The sequence below is a fragment of the Noviherbaspirillum malthae genome (assembly GCF_015352985.1).
In the GTDB taxonomy this organism is placed as follows: Bacteria; Pseudomonadota; Gammaproteobacteria; order Burkholderiales; family Burkholderiaceae_D; genus Noviherbaspirillum; species Noviherbaspirillum malthae.
Genome location: NZ_JACYXF010000009.1, coordinates 103,202 through 122,664, shown reverse-complemented (window position 1 = coordinate 122,664; position 19,463 = coordinate 103,202). Strand labels below are relative to the sequence as shown.

At 59.4% G+C, this 19,463-nt stretch carries 19 protein-coding genes and 1 other RNA gene; 7 read left to right on the top strand and 13 right to left on the bottom strand.

Annotated features, from left to right (window positions below; genetic code table 11):
- Window positions 1-165 precede the first annotated feature (165 nt).
- The 9 genes from IGW03_RS14480 to gyrA form a co-directional block, all read right to left on the bottom strand.
- Complete coding sequence (locus tag IGW03_RS14480) at window positions 166-471, bottom strand: integration host factor subunit beta (protein ID WP_057289648.1); 306 nt, start codon at window positions 469-471, stop codon at window positions 166-168.
- 16 nt (window positions 472-487) lie between these two features.
- Complete coding sequence (rpsA, locus tag IGW03_RS14475; RefSeq protein WP_194723272.1) at window positions 488-2,194, bottom strand: 30S ribosomal protein S1; 1,707 nt, start codon at window positions 2,192-2,194, stop codon at window positions 488-490.
- A gap of 138 nt (window positions 2,195-2,332) precedes the next feature.
- Window positions 2,333-3,010: a (d)CMP kinase gene (gene cmk, locus IGW03_RS14470; RefSeq protein WP_194723271.1), complete on the bottom strand. Its 678-nt coding sequence runs from the start codon at window positions 3,008-3,010 to the stop codon at window positions 2,333-2,335.
- A 13-nt stretch (window positions 3,011-3,023) separates the two neighbouring features.
- A complete protein-coding gene (gene aroA, locus IGW03_RS14465; RefSeq protein ID WP_194723270.1) occupies window positions 3,024-4,349 on the bottom strand; it encodes a 3-phosphoshikimate 1-carboxyvinyltransferase in 1,326 nt (441 codons plus the stop codon).
- Window positions 4,349-5,248 carry a prephenate dehydrogenase gene (locus tag IGW03_RS14460; RefSeq protein ID WP_194723269.1) on the bottom strand — a complete coding sequence of 300 codons (900 nt, stop codon included), beginning with the start codon at window positions 5,246-5,248 and terminating at the stop codon, window positions 4,349-4,351. The genes aroA and IGW03_RS14460 overlap by 1 nt, the downstream gene beginning before the upstream one ends.
- Window positions 5,249-5,278: 30 nt before the next feature.
- Window positions 5,279-6,385 (bottom strand): histidinol-phosphate transaminase, encoded by a 1,107-nt coding sequence (gene hisC / locus IGW03_RS14455; protein WP_194723268.1) that lies wholly within the window; start codon window positions 6,383-6,385, stop codon window positions 5,279-5,281.
- 80 nt (window positions 6,386-6,465) lie between these two features.
- Window positions 6,466-7,542 carry a prephenate dehydratase gene (gene pheA, locus IGW03_RS14450; RefSeq protein ID WP_194723267.1) on the bottom strand — a complete coding sequence of 359 codons (1,077 nt, stop codon included), beginning with the start codon at window positions 7,540-7,542 and terminating at the stop codon, window positions 6,466-6,468.
- Between the two features lie 86 nt (window positions 7,543-7,628).
- Window positions 7,629-8,732: a 3-phosphoserine/phosphohydroxythreonine transaminase gene (gene serC, locus IGW03_RS14445; protein WP_194723266.1), complete on the bottom strand. Its 1,104-nt coding sequence runs from the start codon at window positions 8,730-8,732 to the stop codon at window positions 7,629-7,631.
- Entirely contained in the window at window positions 8,729-11,347 is a 2,619-nt protein-coding gene (gyrA, locus tag IGW03_RS14440) for a DNA gyrase subunit A (protein WP_194723265.1), read from the bottom strand. Before gyrA ends, serC begins: the two co-directional genes overlap by 4 nt.
- A 249-nt stretch (window positions 11,348-11,596) precedes the next feature.
- On the opposite strand from gyrA, the gene IGW03_RS14435 reads away from it, so the two are divergent.
- From IGW03_RS14435 to ssrA, 5 genes are all read left to right on the top strand, one after another.
- The gene (locus IGW03_RS14435) at window positions 11,597-12,280 is read left to right on the top strand and encodes an OmpA family protein (protein ID WP_194723264.1); all 684 of its coding nucleotides are present in this window, start codon (window positions 11,597-11,599) and stop codon (window positions 12,278-12,280) included.
- Between the two features lie 285 nt (window positions 12,281-12,565).
- On the top strand, window positions 12,566-13,204 hold the full coding sequence (ompA, locus tag IGW03_RS14430) for an outer membrane protein OmpA (RefSeq protein ID WP_194723263.1): 639 nt from the start codon (window positions 12,566-12,568) through the stop codon (window positions 13,202-13,204).
- Window positions 13,205-13,350: 146 nt separating this feature from the next.
- The gene (gene ubiG, locus IGW03_RS14425; RefSeq protein WP_194723262.1) at window positions 13,351-14,046 is read left to right on the top strand and encodes a bifunctional 2-polyprenyl-6-hydroxyphenol methylase/3-demethylubiquinol 3-O-methyltransferase UbiG; all 696 of its coding nucleotides are present in this window, start codon (window positions 13,351-13,353) and stop codon (window positions 14,044-14,046) included.
- Between the two features lie 132 nt (window positions 14,047-14,178).
- Window positions 14,179-14,844: an HAD family hydrolase gene (locus IGW03_RS14420; RefSeq protein ID WP_194723261.1), complete on the top strand. Its 666-nt coding sequence runs from the start codon at window positions 14,179-14,181 to the stop codon at window positions 14,842-14,844.
- A 50-nt stretch (window positions 14,845-14,894) separates the two neighbouring features.
- Window positions 14,895-15,271, top strand: a transfer-messenger RNA (tmRNA) gene (gene ssrA / locus IGW03_RS14415).
- A 448-nt stretch (window positions 15,272-15,719) separates the two neighbouring features.
- On the opposite strand, the gene IGW03_RS14410 is transcribed toward ssrA, so the two are convergent.
- Both IGW03_RS14410 and IGW03_RS14405 read right to left on the bottom strand, forming a co-directional pair.
- Window positions 15,720-16,184 carry an MgtC/SapB family protein gene (locus IGW03_RS14410; RefSeq protein WP_194723260.1) on the bottom strand — a complete coding sequence of 155 codons (465 nt, stop codon included), beginning with the start codon at window positions 16,182-16,184 and terminating at the stop codon, window positions 15,720-15,722.
- 24 nt (window positions 16,185-16,208) lie between these two features.
- Entirely contained in the window at window positions 16,209-16,526 is a 318-nt protein-coding gene (locus tag IGW03_RS14405; RefSeq protein WP_194723259.1) for a DUF3135 domain-containing protein, read from the bottom strand.
- A gap of 421 nt (window positions 16,527-16,947) precedes the next feature.
- Here IGW03_RS14405 and IGW03_RS14400 point away from each other — a divergent pair, with 421 nt between their 5' ends.
- Both IGW03_RS14400 and IGW03_RS14395 read left to right on the top strand, forming a co-directional pair.
- Complete coding sequence (locus IGW03_RS14400) at window positions 16,948-17,121, top strand: hypothetical protein (protein ID WP_194723258.1); 174 nt, start codon at window positions 16,948-16,950, stop codon at window positions 17,119-17,121.
- A 298-nt stretch (window positions 17,122-17,419) separates the two neighbouring features.
- Window positions 17,420-17,722, top strand: a complete 303-nt coding sequence (locus IGW03_RS14395) for a hypothetical protein (RefSeq protein ID WP_194723257.1) — start codon at window positions 17,420-17,422, stop codon at window positions 17,720-17,722.
- A gap of 110 nt (window positions 17,723-17,832) precedes the next feature.
- Here the strand turns inward: IGW03_RS14395 and maiA are convergent, their stop codons facing one another.
- Window positions 17,833-18,489, bottom strand: coding sequence for a maleylacetoacetate isomerase (gene maiA, locus IGW03_RS14390; protein WP_194723256.1), 657 nt, complete (start codon window positions 18,487-18,489; stop codon window positions 17,833-17,835).
- Between the two features lie 50 nt (window positions 18,490-18,539).
- A complete protein-coding gene (locus IGW03_RS14385; protein WP_194723255.1) occupies window positions 18,540-19,235 on the bottom strand; it encodes a fumarylacetoacetate hydrolase family protein in 696 nt (231 codons plus the stop codon).
- Between the last annotated feature and the right edge of the window lie 228 nt (window positions 19,236-19,463).

Here is a 19,463-nt window from a genome sequence, read left to right as displayed (position 1 = left end):
GGTATGGTGTGGAAGAAATTGAAATTGTACGTGAAAACATCCGCATAAAAAAAACGGCATCCGAGGATGCCGTTTTTCATACTTCCATACTGCCTGACTGCAATGCCATGCCATCGCCGGACAATTGATGTCGCCGCGACGGCCTGGCCTGCACCAGCCAGCGACTCAGTCTTCCTTGATTGGCTGACCTACCATCGCATCGACGCGTTCCCGAAGTTCCTTGCCCGGCTTGAAGTGCGGCACCCGTTTTTCCGGAACCATCACTTTATCGCCCGACTTGGGATTGCGCCCGATGCGCGGCGGCCTGCTGTTCAATGCAAAACTGCCGAAGCCGCGAATCTCGATGCGCTGGCCGTTCGACAAGGCGTCGGCCATTGCATCAAGGATGGTTTTCACCGCGTAATCCGCATCTTTTGCAACCAGCTGCGGATAACGCTCGGCGAGACGGGCAATCAGCTCCGACTTAGTCATTTATTGCTCTCGATGCTTACTGCTTGTTGTCGAGTTTTGCCTTCAGCAGTGCGCCCAGGCTGGTTGTGCCCGAAGCTGCATTGGAGTCAGCCGACATCTTCTGCATGGCTTCCTGTGTATCGGCATTGTCCTTCGCCTTGATCGACAGCTGGATGCTGCGTGCCTTGCGATCGATATTGATCACGAGAGCTTCGACCTTGTCGCCGACCTTTAGGTGCGTACCGGCATCCTCCACGCGATCGCGGGAGATTTCGGAAGCGCGCAGATAGCCTTCGACTTCGTCGGACAACTGGATCACGGCGCCCTTCGGCTCAACCGACTTGACGGTACCGGACACGACTGCGCCCTTGTCATTCAGAGCAGCGAAGTTGTTGAACGGATCGCCTTCGAGCTGCTTGACGCCCAGCGAAACGCGCTCACGCTCGACGTCGATCGCCAGAACAACGGCTTCCAGCTCATCGCCTTTCTTGAACTTGCGAACGGCTTCTTCGCCAGCTTCGGTCCAGGACAGGTCGGACAGGTGAACCAGACCATCGATGTTGCCCGGCAGGCCAATGAACACGCCGAAGTCGGTGATCGACTTGATCGCGCCCTTGACCTTGTCGCCCTTCTTGTGCGACATCGCGAAATCGTCCCAGGGATTCGGCTTGCACTGCTTCATGCCGAGGGAGATACGACGACGCTCTTCGTCGATTTCCAGAACCATGACTTCGACTTCGTCGCCCAGTTGGACAACCTTGTTCGGCGCCACGTTCTTGTTGGTCCAGTCCATTTCGGAAACGTGGACCAGGCCTTCGATGCCCTGCTCGACTTCAACGAATGCACCGTAGTCGGTCAGGTTGGTAACCTTGCCGAACAGGCGTGTGCCTTGCGGGTAGCGGCGGGACAGACCAGTCCACGGGTCGTCGCCCAGCTGCTTGACACCCAGTGAAACGCGGTTCTTTTCCTGATCGTACTTGAGGACCTTGGCAGTGATTTCCTGGCCGACGGACAGCACTTCCGACGGATGACGCACACGGCGCCATGCGAGGTCGGTGATGTGCAGCAGGCCGTCGATGCCACCGAGGTCAACGAACGCACCGTAGTCGGTGATGTTCTTGACGATACCGGTAACGACAGTACCTTCCTTCAGGGTTTCCATCAGCTTCGCACGCTCTTCGCCCATCGATGCCTCGATGACGGCGCGGCGCGACAGCACAACGTTGTTGCGCTTGCGGTCGAGCTTGATGACCTTGAATTCCATGGTCTTGCCTTCGTACGGCGTGGTGTCCTTGACCGGACGGGTGTCGACCAGCGAACCCGGGAGGAATGCACGGATGCCGTTGGTCAGGACTGTCAGACCGCCCTTGACCTTGCCGTTGACGGTGCCTGTGACGATCTCGCCAGACTCCATCGCCTTTTCCAGCGAGAGCCACGATGCCAGACGCTTGGCCTTGTCGCGCGACAGGATAGTGTCGCCGAAACCGTTTTCCAGCGATTCGATCGCAACGGTGATGAAGTCGCCAACCTGGACTTCGAGTTCGCCGTTGTCGTTCTTGAATTCTTCGACGGGGATGAAAGCTTCGGATTTCAGGCCGGCGTTGACGATCACGAAGTTGTGGTCGAGACGAACGACTTCAGCCGAAATAACCTCACCGGAACGCATGTCCTGACGGGAAAGGGACTCCTCGAACAGGGCTGCAAAGCTTTCCATACCGGTTGATTCTTGTTGCGCTGTAGACATAGATAGAAATGGGTTAGCCAGCAATCGTCGACATGACGATCATCTGGGTTAAGTTAATCAACACCCGCCAAGGCCTTGCGCCAAGCCGGGCACCAATCGGACAACGACTTCGAACTTCGGGAAACCAGCGTACGACTTCTACGCGTGCTTCCTTACGGCAGCGTACCACCGGAGCACCTGCTCGACCGCCTGATCGGCCGTCATGTCTGAAGTGTCCAATATGTGCGCGCCTTCCGCCGGTTTCAATGGGGCGACGGCACGATTTGAATCACGCGCATCCCGCTCCCTCAAATCCTTGAGAAGGTCGTCCATATTAGCAGGAAAACCTTTGTCAATCAATTGCTTATAACGCCGTTCGGCGCGGGCCTCGACGCTTGCGGTCAGGAAAACCTTGAGGTTTGCATTCGGGAAAATAACCGTGCCCATGTCACGGCCGTCGGCGACCAGGCCGGGGGCCACCCGGAACCCGTGCTGCAGTCCCACGAGCGCACGGCGCAGCATCGGCAGGACAGCGATCCGAGATGCGGTATTGCCGACTTCCTCGGCACGTATCGCCGCCGTAACGTTTTCCTGGGACAGCCAGATCTGGTCGCCTTCGAAACGGCATTGCAGCCGTTCGGCGAGCTTGGACAAGGCATGCTCGTCGGTGAGGGATATCTTGTGACGCAGCGCCGACAGTGCGGTCAGCCGGTACAACGCGCCTGAATCGAGGTAATGGAAACGCAGCTGCAGCGCCACGCGATGGGCGACGGTGCCCTTGCCCGAGGCGGTCGGGCCGTCGATGGTAATGACTGGGATCGGTTGGGAATGCTGCATCGTAGATTGTCAGTCAAATCAGGTCGCCACGTGTCACCATGGCAAAGGCTTCGAAATAGTCCGGAAAGGTTTTGGCAACGCACTTCGGATCCATGATGCGAACCTGAGTGCCGCGCCGAGCCGCTCCATCCAGGGAAGCGAGCGAGAAGCACATCGCCATCCGGTGGTCGTCATAGGTATCGATGCTTGCGGGAGACATTTGTTCGGGCGGCGTGACGCGCAGATAGTCGCTTCCCTCTTCCACCGTCGCGCCGAGCTTGCGCAGTTCGGTCGCCATGGCGCTCAGGCGGTCGGTTTCCTTGACGCGCCAGCTTCCGATATTGCGCAGCGTGCTGACGCCGTCTGCATACAGGGCCGCAACGGCAATTGTCATTGCGGCATCCGGAATATGGTTGAAATCGGCGTCGATGGCCTTGAGCACGCCGTTCGAGCGGGCTTCGATCCAGTTGTCGCCCATCGTGATCGTCGCGCCCATCTGCTCCAGGGACTGCACGAAACGCACGTCGCCCTGGATGCTGTCGCGGCCGACGCCCTCCACCCGCACCGGTCCGCCGGCGATTGCGCCGGCAGCGAGGAAGTACGAGGCGGACGATGCATCGCCTTCCACATGAATGCTGCCCGGACTGGTGTAATGCTGGCCTGCGGCGACGGTGAACGACTGCCAGCCGTCACGCTCGACGGCGACGCCGAAACGCTTCATCAGGTTCAGCGTGATCTCGATATAGGGCTTGGAGATCAATTCGCCGACCACATCGATGACGACGGCCTCGTCGCGGGCCATGAGCGGCGCGGCCATCAGCAGCGCGGTCAGGAACTGGCTCGACACATTGCCCTTGACCGACATGCGGCGCGTCTGAATCTGCCCGCGCCGGATATGCAAAGGCGGATAGCCGGGCTGGCCGGTGTATTCGATGCGCATGCCGGCGGCGTTCAATGCATCGACGAGATCGCCGATCGGCCTTTCATGCATGCGCGACACGCCATGCAGGGTATAGTCGCCGCCGATGGCCGCCAGGGCAGCCGTCAAGGGACGGATTGCGGTGCCTGCGTTGCCCATGAACAAATCGGCCTGGTGCACGGGCAAAACCCCGTCCACGCCGTGAACGATGTACTCCTGCGATTCACCGACCTGCTCCCAGCGCACGCCCAGCTTTTGCAGCGCCATCAGCATGACGTGGGTATCGTCGGAGGCCAGCAGATCGTGAATGCGTGTCGTGCCGCCGGCGAGGGCCGCCAGCAGCAAGGTGCGGTTGGATATGCTTTTGGAGCCCGGCAGCCGCACGTTTCCCTGGGCACGCAATGCAGGCTTGAGATCGAGATGATGAGGATAGTGTTTCATTAGTCGCCGCCTTGTTTGTTTTGCTTCTCGGCCGCCTCGATCGTGGCAATCCATTGGTGGCGGGCACGTTGCGCATTGGCATAGACAGCCTCGATGGCGCTCCCGTTTCGCTCAGCAAGTAGAGCCCGCAGGCCGGCAAGTTGTTCCAGGTAGGAGTCCAGTTCGGACAGCAGCGCCGGCTGGTTGGCCAGCGTGATGTCGCGCCACATTTCCGGAGAGGAACCGGCGATGCGGGTGAAGTCGCGGAAACCGCTGGCGGCATACTGGAACAGCAAGTCGGCATGCGGCTTGCGCGCAATGTCGTCGACCAGAGCATACGCCAGCAGATGAGGCAGGTGGCTGACCGCTGCGAATACCTTGTCATGCTCTTCCGCGGTAAGCCGGTGGATGATCGCGCCGCATTGCTTCCACGCGCTCGCCACCCGTTCCACGTCATCGGCGCTGTTTTCCGGCAGCGTCGCCAACACCACTTTCTTGCCTGCGTACAGGTCGACGATGGCTGCGTCCGGCCCATTCTGCTCGCGGCCGGCGATCGGATGGCCAGGCACGAATTGCGCAATCTTTGGACCGAGCGCCTTGCGCGCCGCTTCGACCACGTCGCTCTTGGTACTGCCGGCATCAGTGACGACCGTAGCGGGCTGCAGATGCGGCGCGATGGAAGCAAGAATGGCTTCCGTCTGCGCCACGGGCGCAGCCACCAGGATCAGGTCGGCGCCGCTGACGGCTTCCTCGACGGAGATGCAGGCCTTGTCGATGATGCCGAGCTGCTTCGCGCGCTCCAGCGTTTCCAGACGCCTTCCGACGCCCACGATTTCAGTGACCACGCCAGCGCGCTTGAGCGCGAGAGCAAACGAGCCGCCGATCAGGCCGACGCCAAAAATAGAAATTTTCTTGAACACGACAGTTGCTAGAACGATGGATCGATGAAATCAGGCAAGCACTTCCTTGAGCGCGGCGATGAAAGCCGCATTCTCTTCCGGCAGGCCGATGGACACGCGCAGCCATTGCGGCATGCCGTAATTGCCGACCGGACGGACGATGATGCCGCGCTTGAGCAGTTCAAGATTGACACGGGCTCCGGCGCCATCGTCGCTGCCGGCACGGAACAGGACGAAGTTTCCGTACGACGACACATACTCGAGATCCATCTGCGCAAACGCCTGCGTCAGCTGCTTGTAGCCGTCGGCGTTGATCTGCGCGCTCCTGCTCAGGAACTCACTGTCGTTGAGCGCGGCGATGGCCGCCGCCTGCGCCATGGAATTCACGTTGAACGGCTGGCGGATGCGGTTGAGCAGATCGGTGATGCCCGGCTGCGCGATGCCGAAGCCGATGCGCAGCCCGGCAAGACCGTAGGCCTTGGACAGGGTACGCGAGACCAGCAGGTTCGGATATTGACGGACCCAGGCAATGGAATCGTATTGCAGCTCCGGCGCGAGGTATTCGTTGTAGGCCTCGTCGAGCACGACCACCACATGCGAGGGCACCTTGCTGAGAAAGGCTGCGATCTCGTCTGCGGGAATGAAGGTGCCGGTGGGGTTGTTGGGATTGGCGATGAATACCAGGCGGGTATCGGCAGTCACTGCCTGCAGCATGGCATCGAGGTCATGCCCGTAGTTCTTCGCAGGCACGACAGCCGCCCGGCCGCCGACCGCCTGGGTAGCAAGCGCATACACGGCGAATGAATACTGCGCATACACCACCGCCTGGCCGGGCTGGACGAAGGCATGGGCGGCGAGCTCCAGGATATCGTTGCTGCCGTTGCCGAGCGTGACCCATTCCGACGGCACGCCGTATTTCGCGGTGATGGTCTGCTTCAGCTCGAAACCGTTGGAATCCGGGTAACGCCCCAGCTCGCCCATGGCGGCAAGCATCGCCTGCCTTGCCGATTCCGGCATGCCGAGGGGATTCTCGTTGGAGGCAAGCTTGACGATTTTCGCTTCGTCGAGGCCGAATTCCCTCGCCACTTCCGCAATGGGCTTGCCGCCCTGGTAAGGAGCAATCGCGCGAACATAGTCAGGGCCGAATTGAATGGACATGGGCAGTTTCCAAAGTATTGCAGGAGGGACGAACCGAAGGCGGGGCTCAGGCATGACGCTGCCTGGGCCCCGGCAGAAAATCAGTCGAGCGTGAAGGGATAGGACCCGAGCACCTTGAAGAAGGCGGCGTTCTGGCGCAGCTCGGCCAGCGCGGCAGTCACCTTCGGCTCTTCCGCATGCCCTTCCACATCGACGTAAAAGTAATATTCCCAGGTACCGATGCGCGCAGGACGCGACTCGAACCGGGTCATCGACACGCTGTGCTTGGCCAGCGGCGCCAGCAGGTTGACCACGGCGCCGGCCTTGTTGGGCACGGCGAGCACCAGCGATGTCTGGTCCTTGCCGCTCGGGCCCGGCTGCAGACGGCCGATCACCGCAAAACGCGTGCGGTTGTGAGGATCGTCCTGAACATGCGCCTTGACGATGCCAAGGTTGTAGCGCTGCCCGGCGATCTCGCCGGCGATGGCCGCCATGGTCGGATCTTCGCTGGCCAGGCGCGCGGCTTCGCCGTTGGATGCCACCGCCTGCCGCTCGATGTTCGGATACTGCTGGTTCAGCCATGCCTGGCATTGCGCAAGCGCCTGCGAATGCGCGCAGATGCGGGTCACGCCTTCCATCGAGCCGGACTTGGTCATCAGGCTGTGGTGAATGGGAATGGACAGCTCGCCGCTGATGCTCAGGGTAGTCTGCAGCAGCAGGTCCAGCGTGCGGTTGATGGCGCCTTCGGAGGAATTTTCCACCGGCACGACGCCGAAATCCGCCGTGCCCGCTTCCGCTGCGCGGAAGACTTCATCGATGGTGGCGCAGGGCAGGCCTTCCACTGCGCGTCCGAACTGGCGGTAGACGGCCTGTTCGCTGAAGGTGCCGGCCGGCCCCAGGTAGGCGACTGTCACGCGCCTTTCCAGTGCGCGGCAGGACGACATGATTTCCCGGAAGATGGTCTGGACATCCTGGCTGGCCAGCGGCCCGGAATTGCTGTCGGCCACCTTGCGCAGCACCTGGGCCTCGCGTTCCGGGCGAAACACGGGCGCATTGGTTTCGGCCTTGACGTGGCCCACTTCCTGCGCGACGCGCGCGCGGCGATTCAGCAGGTCGAGCAATTGAGCATCGATCGCATCGATCTGCTCGCGAAGAGGTTTGAGTTTATCGTCCGTCATAGTCAATGAGGTCATGCCGGCAGGACCGGGCCCTGCGATGCCGCGCGCAGACAGCATGCAGGACGGCGGACCTTGCCGGAACGAGGTTAGCCGTGCTTCTTTTCGAAGTCCTTCAAATAATCGACTAGCGCCTGCACTCCCTCGACGGGCATCGCATTGTAGATCGATGCCCGCATGCCGCCGACCGACTTGTGGCCTTTCAGCTGCAGCAGGTTGCGTTCCTTCGCGCCGGCGAGGAACGCGTCATTCAACGACTCGTCTTTCAGGAAAAACGGTACGTTCATGCGTGACCGGCATTCTTTTGCAATGTTGTTGCCGTAGAAGCCGGTTGAATCAAGATAGTCGTACAGCAGCGCCGCCTTGGCGATATTGCGCTGCTCCATCGCCTTGATGCCGCCCTGCCGCTTCAGCCACTGGAACACCAGACCGGCGATATAGATGGCATAGGTCGGCGGCGTGTTGTACATCGAATTGTTGTCCGCGACGAGTTTCCAGTCGAAGGCTGAAGGACAGATCGGCAATGCATGTCCGATCAGGTCGTCGCGCACGATGACCAGCGTCAAGCCCGCCGGGCCGATGTTCTTCTGCGCCCCGCCGAAGATCACGCCATACCTGGACACATCGATTTCGCGCGACAGGATGTGCGACGACATGTCGGCCACCAGCGGCGCGCCGTCCGTGTCGGCGGCGACATCGGGCGTGTACTGGAATTCGACGCCGTCGATGGTCTCGTTCGTGCAGATGTGCACATAGGCGGCGTTTTTGGACAGCTTCCAGCTCTCGCGCGGCGGGATGCTGGTGAATTTCTGCGCCTCGGACGAAGCGGCGACGTTCACCTGGGCATATTTCCTTGCTTCCTTGATCGACTTGCTCGACCAGGAACCGGTGTTGATGAAATCCACCACCGCAGGCTGCGACTTCCTGCCCACCAGGTTCAGCGGCACGATGGCGTTTTCACCGATGCCGCCGCCCTGCAGGAACAGGATTTTGTAATTGCCCGGAACACCGAGAAGCTCGCGCAGATCGCGCTCTGCGGCTTCGTAGATGGAAATGAATTCCTTGCCGCGATGGCTCATTTCCATCACCGACATGCCGCTGCCGTGCCAGTCGAGCATTTCCTCGGCCGCCTGCTGCAGGACTTCCTGCGGCAGGACCGCAGGGCCGGCGGAGAAATTGAACACGCGCGTCATGCTTCCTCCGCCTCGCCGTTGCCGTTGTCTTCCTCGACATCCGATTCCACGATGCGCTGCAGGCCGGACAGCTTGGTGCCGTCTTCGACGGCAATCAGGGTCACCCCTTGCGTGGCGCGTCCCATTTCGCGGATTTCGGCAACGCGGGTGCGGATCAGCACGCCGCCGGTAGTGATCAGCATGATTTCATCATTCGGTTCCACCAGGGTGGCAGCCACGACCTTGCCGTTGCGCTCGCTGGTCTGGATGGCGATCATGCCCTTGGTGCCGCGTCCATGACGGGTGTACTCGGTGATCGGCGTACGCTTGCCGAAGCCGTTCTCGGTCGCGGTCAGCACCGACTGCTGCTCGTTTTCGGCCACCAGCAGCGCAATGACCTGCTGCCCTTCTTCCAGGCTCATGCCGCGCACGCCGCGGGCATTGCGGCCCATCGGACGGACATCGTTCTCGTCGAAGCGCACGGCCTTGCCGGAATCGGAGAACAGCATCACGTCATGCTTGCCGTCGGTCAATGCCGCGCCGATGAGGAAGTCGCCTTCATCCAGGTCCACGGCGATGATGCCTGCCTTGCGCGGATTGCTGAATTCGATCAGCGGCGTCTTCTTCACGGTGCCCAGGCTGGTCGACATGAATACGTAGCGGTCTTCCGGGAAAGTCCGGTTGTCGCCCGACAGCGGCAGCACCACCGTGATCTTCTCGCCGTCCTGCAGCGGGAACATGTTCACGATCGGCTTGCCGCGCGAATTGCGGGAGCCCTGCGGCACTTCCCAGACCTTCAGCCAGTACAGGCGGCCGCGGTTGGAGAAGCAGAGGATGTAATCATGCGTATTGGCGATGAAGATCTGGTCGATCCAGTCATCTTCCTTGGTCGCCATCGCCTGCTTGCCGCGTCCGCCGCGCTTCTGGGCGCGGTATTCGGACACCGGCTGGGATTTCATGTAGCCGGAGTGGGACAAGGTCACCACCATGTCCTGCGGCGTGATCAGGTCCTCGGTGCCGAGATCGGTCGCATTCAGCTCGATCTGCGAACGGCGCACATCCTTGCTGCCTTCGCCGTACTCGTTGCGGGCGGAAGTCAGCTCGTCGACGATGATGGCGGTCACGCGCTCGGGCTTGGCGAGGATGTCGAGCAGATCGGCGATCTGCGCCATGACTTCCTTGTATTCATTGACGATCTTGTCCTGCTCCAGGCCGGTGAGGCGCTGCAGGCGCATCTGCAGGATTTCCTGGGCCTGATCGTCGGACAGCTTGTACAGGCCGTCGGACTGGATGCCGTAATGCTTGGGCAGGTTTTCGGGCCGGAATGCGTCGATGCCGCCCGGATTCTCTCCGCTTGCGCGCGTGAGCATTTCGCGCACCAGCGAAGAATCCCAGGAACGCGCCATCAATTCGGACTTCGCGATCGGCGGCGTCGGTGCCGCCTTGATGATGGCGATGAAATCGTCGATGTTCGCCAGGGCGACCGCCAGGCCTTCCAGCACGTGGCCGCGCTCGCGCGCCTTGCGCAGTTCGAACACGGTGCGGCGCGTCACCACTTCGCGGCGGTGCGACAGGAAGCACTCCAGCATCTGCTTGAGATTCAGCAGCTTGGGCTGGCCGTCAACGAGCGCGACCATGTTCATGCCGAAGGTGTCCTGCAGCTGGGTCTGCTTGTAGAGGTTGTTCAGCACCACTTCCGGCACTTCGCCGCGCTTGAGTTCGATGACCACGCGCATGCCCGACTTGTCGGATTCATCCCGGATATCGGAGATGCCTTCCAGCTTCTTGTCGCGCACCAGCTCGGCGATACGCTCGAGCAGGGACTTCTTGTTGACCTGATACGGCAGCTCGTCGACGATGATGGCGGTGCGGCTGTCCTTGCCGAATTCCTCGAAATGCGTCTTGGCCCGCATGACGACGCGGCCGCGGCCGGTACGATAGCCGTCGCGCACGCCGGAGACGCCGTAGATGATGCCGGCGGTCGGGAAGTCGGGCGCGGGAATGACCTCGATCAGCTCATCGACGCTGCATTCCGGATTGCGCAGTACATGCAGGGCGCCGTCGATAACTTCGGTAATGTTGTGAGGCGGAATATTGGTCGCCATGCCCACCGCGATACCGGACGAGCCGTTGATCAGCAGGTTGGGAATGCGCGTCGGCAGAACGGAGGGTTCCTTTTCCTTGCCGTCGTAGTTGGGAACGAAATCGACTGTTTCCTTTTCGATGTCGGCCAACAGCTCGCTAGAAATCTTGTCTAGGCGGCACTCGGTGTATCGCATCGCCGCGGCATTGTCGCCGTCCACCGAGCCGAAATTGCCCTGCCCGTCGACCAAGGTATAACGCAGGGAGAAGTCCTGCGCCATGCGCACCAGCGTATCGTAGATCGCCTGGTCGCCGTGGGGATGGTATTTACCCATGACCTCGCCGACGACGCGGGCGCATTTCACATAGGGCCGATTCCAGACATTGTTCGTCTCGTGCATGGCATACAGCACGCGTCGGTGCACTGGCTTCAGGCCATCACGCACGTCGGGAAGCGCACGGCCCACGATCACGCTCATCGCGTAATCGAGATAGCTCTTGCGCATCTCTTCTTCGAGGGAAATCGGAATAGTCTCTTTGGCGAATTGATCCATTGGCGGGCAAGCCTGTCTATGCGTGATGAGCTGTTTATCTTGTCTTGGCATCCGAACGGAAAACACGATGCCAAACCCCGAATTTTACCATGCTGACAGCACCCACACCCGAAGCATGCTGCTTGCCAGGGAGTTTTCTGCCGGGGTTTGATCCTGTGCAGGACGAAGCAGAGAAAATGTGTTTAAATTGAATGTTGCAAATAGTTAATTTCTTGCTTGCAAACAGATTTGCAGGAACTCGTTACGTCTATGGTCAAGCGTCTTGCTCACATCGTCGCCCTCAGCATCGCCATGCCGCCTGCGCTCGCGCAGACCATGACCGATGTGCAGGCCAGACAGGGCGACGGCGCCTATCTGCAGGATAGCCGGGGGATCGTGGTGCGCAGTCCTTTCGGACTCTGCTGGCGCAGCGGCACATGGACGCCGGGCGACGCCCTCATCGGATGCGACGGCCAGCTGACGCCTCCGGTTGCCAATCCGACCGCTCCCGAGCCTCTGTTGCCCGCGCTGGTGCCGCCTCCAGTAACTCAGGCACCAGTAGCGCCTGTTCCATGCGACTTTACGGTGACGCTCGCCAATGACGAGATTTTCGGCTTCAACAAGGCTGTCCTCAGCCAATCCGCCCGCAGACGCCTCGATGAACAAGTTGTCGGCAGGCTGGCGGCATGCTCCAGAATTGACCAGCTGACCGTTTTTGGCCACGCTGACCGGCTGGGGACACCTCAATACAACCAGAAACTTTCCGAGAGACGCGCCGGCGCAGTGGCCGAGCATCTGAAAAACAAGGGGAATTTTGCAGAAATAGAAACAAGGGGGCTCGGCGAAACTCAGCCGACGGCATCGTGCGCGAACAGCTTGCCGCGCCGTGCCTTGGTCGAATGCCTGGCTCCCGACCGCCGTGTTGTCATTGAAATCCGAGGCATCGCCAAATAGCTACAAACGGCAACAAGTAGTGATTTTTTCGGTAAATCAATGAGAATACACCACCAAATTTTAATAGTCCGTTGCAAAAACCCAACGAGCCGTTAAAATCGCGAAGGCATTGATTTGGCAACAATCGATGTTTCGCTCGCCTATGGCAAAATGTAGTTAACTAAAGATCATTGCAGCTGAACAACCTTAGAAAAAAGATGATCTAATAGGGACCGGAAGTTTGTTTATAAGAAGTGGTACTTGTTGCGCAGTTAATCTGCGGATATCTCAACCAAGAGGAAAAATATGAATAAATTAGCACTCGTCTTTGCTGCGTCCGCAGTTGTTTCGTTCTCTGCATCGGCCCAGCAAGATATTCAGGCCCGCACACCGAACAGCGCCTATCTGCAGGACAGCCGCGGCGTCATCGCTCGTGACCCGTTTGGTCTGTGCTGGCGTACAGGCACCTGGACACCGGCTGATGCCGTTCCGGGTTGCGATGGCGAAATTGCAAAACCTGCTGCTGCTCCCGCACCGGCTCCTGCACCGGCTCCGGCTCCCGCACCGGCTCCGGCACCGGCACCCACTTCCGAAAAAGTCACCTTTGCTGCCGACACCTTCTTCGACTTCGACAAGGCAGTCCTGAAGCCGGACGGCAAGGCCAAGCTGGACGACCTCGCATCCAAGCTCCAGGGCATGAACCTCGAAGTCGTGATCGCCGTCGGCCACACTGACTCCGTCGGTACCGACAGCTACAACCAGAAACTGTCCGTCCGCCGCGCTGAAGCTGTGAAGGCATACCTGGTTTCCAAGGGCGTTGAAGCCAACCGCGTCTACACTGAAGGCAAAGGCGAGAAGCAGCCTGTTGCTGACAACAAGACCGCCGCCGGCCGCGCCAAGAACCGCCGCGTGGAAATCGAAGTGGTCGGCACACGCAACCGCTAATCGATTCACTTGCTGCACAACCCCGCCCCATGGCGGGGTTTTTTGTTTGTGCACGACTTGTGCTGCATCACCTGCGCTGACATTTCACCCGGCACGAACCTGTTTGGCCGGCAGCGCAGCACTGTGATTCCCGCTATCATTCAGCCATGAACGCCGACCCTTTAGAATTGCAAAAATTCAGCGATCTTGCGCATCGCTGGTGGGACCCTACTTCCGAATTCCGTCCGTTGCACGAAATCAATCCGCTGCGCCTGGAATGGATCAATGCCCGCGCCCCGCTCGCCGGCAAGGCAGTCGTCGATATCGGCTGCGGCGGCGGCATACTTGCCGAGTCCATGGCTCGCAAGGGTGCCAACGTTACCGGCATAGACCTGTCCGAAAAAGCGCTCAAGGTTGCCGACCTGCATAGCCTGGAATCCGGAGTGCAGGTTCGTTACGAACTCGTCTCGGCCGAAGATCTCGCTGCACGCGAAGCGGGGCGCTACGATGTCGTCACCTGCATGGAAATGCTTGAACATGTGCCCGACCCTGCTGCCGTCGTAAGAGCATGCGCGGCACTGGTCAAGCCGGGCGGCCATGTCTTTTTCTCGACGATCAATCGCAATCCCAAGAGCTATCTCTTTGCTGTGATCGGCGCTGAGTATGTGCTGCGCCTGCTGCCCAAGGGAACGCACGACTATGCCAAGTTCATCACGCCGGCCGAACTTGCCCAGTTCGCACGCAATGCCGGATTGACGGTCGATGGTCTGAAAGGCATGGGTTACAACCCCCTGACCAAGGTCTATTCCCTGAACCAGGACACCGATGTCAATTACCTGGTCGCCTGTTCCCGCCCTGCCTGAGATTCGCATCGACAAAGCCACCCGCATGCCGATTCCAACGCGGGCTCGGACATGCTTCAAGGGTTTGCCGAATAGCGTTGTCTGCAGTTCACATTGCAGGATGCAGGCCATCGAATGAAAGAAAGCTAGAGAATGTCATTACCGTTTCCCCGTGCTGTCCTTTTCGATCTTGACGGCACGCTTGCCGACACGGCCCCGGATCTGGCAGGAGCAATGAACCGCGTCAGAGCCGCGCGCGGTTTGCCGCCCACGCCTTATGAAACGCTGCGTCCGGTCGCCTCCGCCGGAGCGCGCGGATTGATCGGCGCCTCTTTCGGACTCAAGCCTGCAGACGAAGGGTTTGAAGAGCTTCGCATCGCCTTCCTCGACGCCTATGAAGCGGCGATCGCGGTTGAGTCCCGCCTTTTCGACGGCATGGATGCCTTGCTTGCCTCGCTGGCCGAACAGGACATCGCCTGGGGCATTGTCACCAACAAGGCTGGCAGGTTCACCCACAAGCTTGTCCCCGAACTCAAGCTTGAGCATGTCGGCTGCGTGATCGCGGGCGATACGACGCCGCATTCCAAGCCCCATCCCGAACCGCTGCTGGAAGCCGCCCGGCGCCTGGATATTCCGCCCGGGCAATGCTGGTATGTCGGTGACGACCTGCGCGACATACAGGCCGGGCGTGCCGCCGGCATGACTACCATTGCCGCCGCCTGGGGTTATTGCGGTCATCAGGAGCCGGTGGAATGGCTGGCCGATGCCATTGCTCAATCGCCGCAGGAACTGCTTGGGCTAATTCAAAAGAGCTCTTGAATTCATCCCTGCATTCCCCATCTTGTGAAGTACAATAGCAGTTCTGTTTTGGGGACGACCTGGTTTCGACAGGGGTTACAAAGCAGCGCAGGGCATACCGAGGGCTGGTCACCTCGTAAATCCAACCGGAAATGCTTAAATGCAAACGATGAAACTTACGCTCTCGCAGCGTAATCCTCTAGGAACTTAATAACTTTCTAGCTCTACACCGTCTTGTCCTTGGGGCGGGCTGGCAACAGCGGTAGAGTCATTCACAAGGAATCGCGTTGCGTCGGGTCACTTGGCGTAACGTTAAAAATAGGTGACTCGCCTTGTTGAAGCGCGTGCGTCCGCGTTGGCAGGGTCAAAACCAGTAGGCTGCACTAAGTATGTAGAACTGTCTGTAGAGGGCTTCTGGACGCGGGTTCGATTCCCGCCGTCTCCACCAAAATTACAAGCCAATCAAGGATGAGCGGTCCTTGTTTGTGACCTTTTGAAGGTATCGACCGCTCGCTCTTGTTCGCATTCTGTTTGTAACCTGTGCGGCGACCCTATTTCAATTCCAGCAAACAAACCGGCGAGCGCCGGTTTTTTCTTTTGCCGCGTCATCTCGGCGTAACTTTCCCCAACTACTATGATGTCACTCGGGCTTTTCCATATGAGCAGACCTCAGAGGAAGAAGCCGTTTGCACCCGAGCTGGGGGTTCTGAAACATTCCAGCACCAATTTCCTGCGTAGATGCGAAAGGGGTTTCCCATCTATGTAAAAAGCCGGCCAAGCGCCGGTTTTTCCTTTTGCAGGGTTATTCTGCGAATTTCGCTTCATCCAAACACGCACTACGGCATTGCTCTCTTCGAGCGGATGCAGGCGGCCTGATTTAAACCCCCGCATCGGAATTAATGATCCTGCTTCCTGCCGTACGACAGGGCCAATATGCACAAGGCCAGCAGCGTGCTGAGGACGGCCGTCAGCTCGCGCCCCATGCCTGCCGCGACGCCGATTGCCGCCGTCAGCCAGACGGTCGCGGCCGTCGTCAACCCGCGAATCTCGTGCTCATGCGAGAGCTTGATGATGGCGCCGGCACCAAGAAAGCCGATACCCGAAATCAGGCCCTGCAGCACGCGGCTGAGATCGGCGACTTCCATGCCGGCCTGCAGAGGAACGAGGACGAACAACGCTGCGCCCAGCGCAACCAGCATATGCGTGCGCAGCCCCGCCCCTGTTCCTCTCAGTTCCCGTTCCATGCCTATTGCCGCGCCAAGGAGAATGGCAACCAGCATCCGCGTGAGCACGCGCGTCACTTCCGCGATATCGGGCAGATCGGAGAATTCCGACCGGATTGTTTGCCAGACCTCTTCCATCAATCCTGGAGCATGCTGAAGTCTTTAACGTCGCAGGCGCTCGATGAGCAGGGAAGTCTGCAGCTGCGCGAGTTCCTGCATGGCCTGGTCCCATGTGGCGTGGAGTTCGTTGACCGAATCGCGCATCATGTGGAAGGCAATGCTTGCCGCTTCGATGGGACTGGCTGCGGAACTGCGTGCCGTTTCGATTCGTTCCAGCAGTTTTTCAAGTGCGGGACGATGGGCGGGCGGTGCGGAATCGACGGCCTCCCTCAGCAGATGACGGCGGAAGGTTTCAAGCGCTTCCGGGTCCTGTTTGTGAAGGGAAACCAGGGTATCAAAATCGGGCATGGTGACGCTCATTTCGGCTCCTGTGTGGTCCAGCGTTGTCTATATGACATGTATAACCCGCCATCACCTTCGGCCCTTGTGGTCAATCAATCAATAAAGCCGATATTGCTGTGTCTGCTCAAATGGCTCTGTGAAGTCAAAATCATTCTTCGTTTTTGCAGTCTTCGAGCTGCAGCAGTGCATCAAGACAGGCGGTAATGACAAGGGCGCCGCCTACCATTGCAATCAGGGAAACCAGTGCTGCCAGCATATGCTTCCTCCCGGGTCTTATTATCTGAATCATTCAAGCATCAAGGATGGCTGCTGTCGTTGCGCTTTCACATGCCGGCGATCAGGCGCTTTACAGAGCCGGACGCGAATGAGCAATCTCAACATTAATGAGTGATTACAGCGGTACGATGGTTCCCATTACACCTACCCACCAGAGATACCCATGTCCAGTCTTAACAACGACGTGTTGCCCAGCAATGGCGATGAAGAAAATCTCCCTGGCCAGAATCCGCTTGGCGAAGCGGATGGCAGCGACGAGTCGGTACAAGCCATGTCGGAAATGGCCATGCGAAGGAGCTTGCTGGGAAAACTGATTATTCCTCCGTCGCTTCCCTGAAGCGGATTCACTCGGCTGATACCAGGTCAGAACTCGACCGGCCGGCCATGCCGGGTAGAGGCAACCTGACTTGATTCGTTTGCCCACAGCCCTTGTGGCCAATCCTGTGGATAAGCATGGGATGGTCAGGCTATGTCCCTGATCTGCAAGAACTTTTCTCTACTGATTAAATTTCATGCAGACAATCGAAAGGCAAGTGCAATACTTGCCGCGGCAGGCTGCTGTCGACATTGCATGCCTGTTGCGGTGCTGCGCCTTTCATTTGATTTCGCAGGAAGTCCGCATAAAGGAGATCGCCATGCAATCGATCATGAAACGCATCGCAGGCTTGATGTTGATTGCCGGCAGCCTGCCATTCCTGCCGACACACGCCGCAACCGATGCAATGAGCCGCGCCGAGTCCAGGCAGCTCATTGAAGACAAGACTCCGCAGGCGCAATACCAGACTTCCAGGAAAGAGGCGAATGCGGCCTACCAGGAAGCGCTTGCCGAATGCAGGAAGATGCAAAGCGGCGAGCGCAGCGGATGCATGAAGGAAGCGCGCTCCAATCTGCAGAACGACCTGGCTGAAGCCAAGCGCTCAGTGAGCGGCGGACGCTGATTTCGCGGAGGCGGAGCCGCGCTCCGCCAGCCTCTGCCATTTGCCATTTGCCATTTGCCATTTGCCATTTGCCATTTGCCATTTGCCATTTGCCATTTGCCATTGATTGCCTATTCCGCGTCAGGCTGTTTTGCCGGAGCCGCATCGGCAAATGCATCGAGGGCCTGGCAAGCGTCATTGATGCGCATGATGGTCGGCATGTTGGACAGATCGCAGTCGAGCCGCTGCGCATTCGCGATCTGCGGCACGAGGCAGCAATCGGCGAGACCCGGCGTGTTGCCGAAGCAGAATCGTCCGGTACGCGCATCGTTTGCCAGGGTACGCTCCAATGCAGCGAGGCCCTGCTCGCACCAATGGCGATACCAGCCGTTCTTGTCTTCCTCGCCGACTTTCAGGTTGCGCACCAGATAACGCAGCACGCGCAGATTGTTCAGTGGATGAATATCGCAGGCGATCGACAGGGCAAGGCTGCGCACATGGGCCCGATCGCCCGGGTTGTCAGGCAAGAGTGCTGGCGAAGGATGCATTTCTTCCAGGTACTCGATGATGGCGAGCGACTGGGTGAGCGCAGCCGGCTGCTCGCCGTTATCGTCGATCAGCACCGGCACGAGTCCGTCGGCATTGAGCCTGCGGAATTCGGGCGTCAGCTGCTCTCCGCCGCTCCTGAGCAGATGCACCGGCACGGTCTCGAAGGCGAGACCTTTCAGGTTCAGTGCGATCCGCACCCGGTAGGATGCGGAACTGCGAAAGTAACTATAGAGCTGCATGCTGCCCTCCCGGCGCCCGTGCGCACAAAGCCGACCAAGCTCTCACGCGTTCAGACGACCTTGACCTTGAGCTCGCCGATGCCGTTGATCGCACCCTCGAGAAGATCGCCCTGCTTCACCGCGGCCACGCCTTCCGGCGTGCCGGTGAAGATGAGATCGCCGGGCTGCAGCACGAAGTATTTCGACAGGTGTTCGATCGTTTCGCCGATATTCCAGATCAGCTTCTCGATGCTGCTGTTCTGGCGCGCGGCGCCGTTGACCTGCAGACTGATCTTCGCCTTTTCGACATCGCCGGCCTGTGCGGCGGGAACGATGGGGCCGATCGGCGCGGAATGATCGAAGCCCTTGCCGGTCGACCATGGGCGGCCGGTCTTCTTGGCTTCGCCCTGCAGGTCGCGGCGAGTCATGTCGAGACCGACGGCATAGCCCCAGATGTGCTGCTTCGCATCGGCAGCGGCAATGTTCCTGCCGCCTTTACCGATCGCAACGACAAGCTCGATCTCATGATGCAGATCGCTGGTCATGCTGGGGTAAGGCATTTCACCGGTCGTGCCCGGCAGTACCGGCAATACCGCATCGGCCGGTTTCATGAAGAAGAAAGGCGCTTCCCTGCCTGTGCCGCCCATTTCCTTTGCATGCTCGACGTAGTTGCGGCCGACGCAATAGATGCGATGCACGGGAAAGACGGCATCGCTGCCTGCGACGGGTACGGCGGCAACGGCGGGTTGGGGAATCACGAACTGCATTATCGGTCTCCTAAGGGGTTTTTGGTCTCTTGTCCGGGCTTATGGGGCATGAACGGTTTCACCGCAGCCCGGCGCAGATTTTCCTGCAAACCTGCCTGCGCCATTGCGCCGAAAAGATAGCAATATGAAACGGCCTTAAATTATGCCACCTATGCCAATGATTGGCTTGGCAGGTATTTGCCTCGCCCGAAGCATGCCCCGCAAATGAAAACCGCCTTGCCGACAATG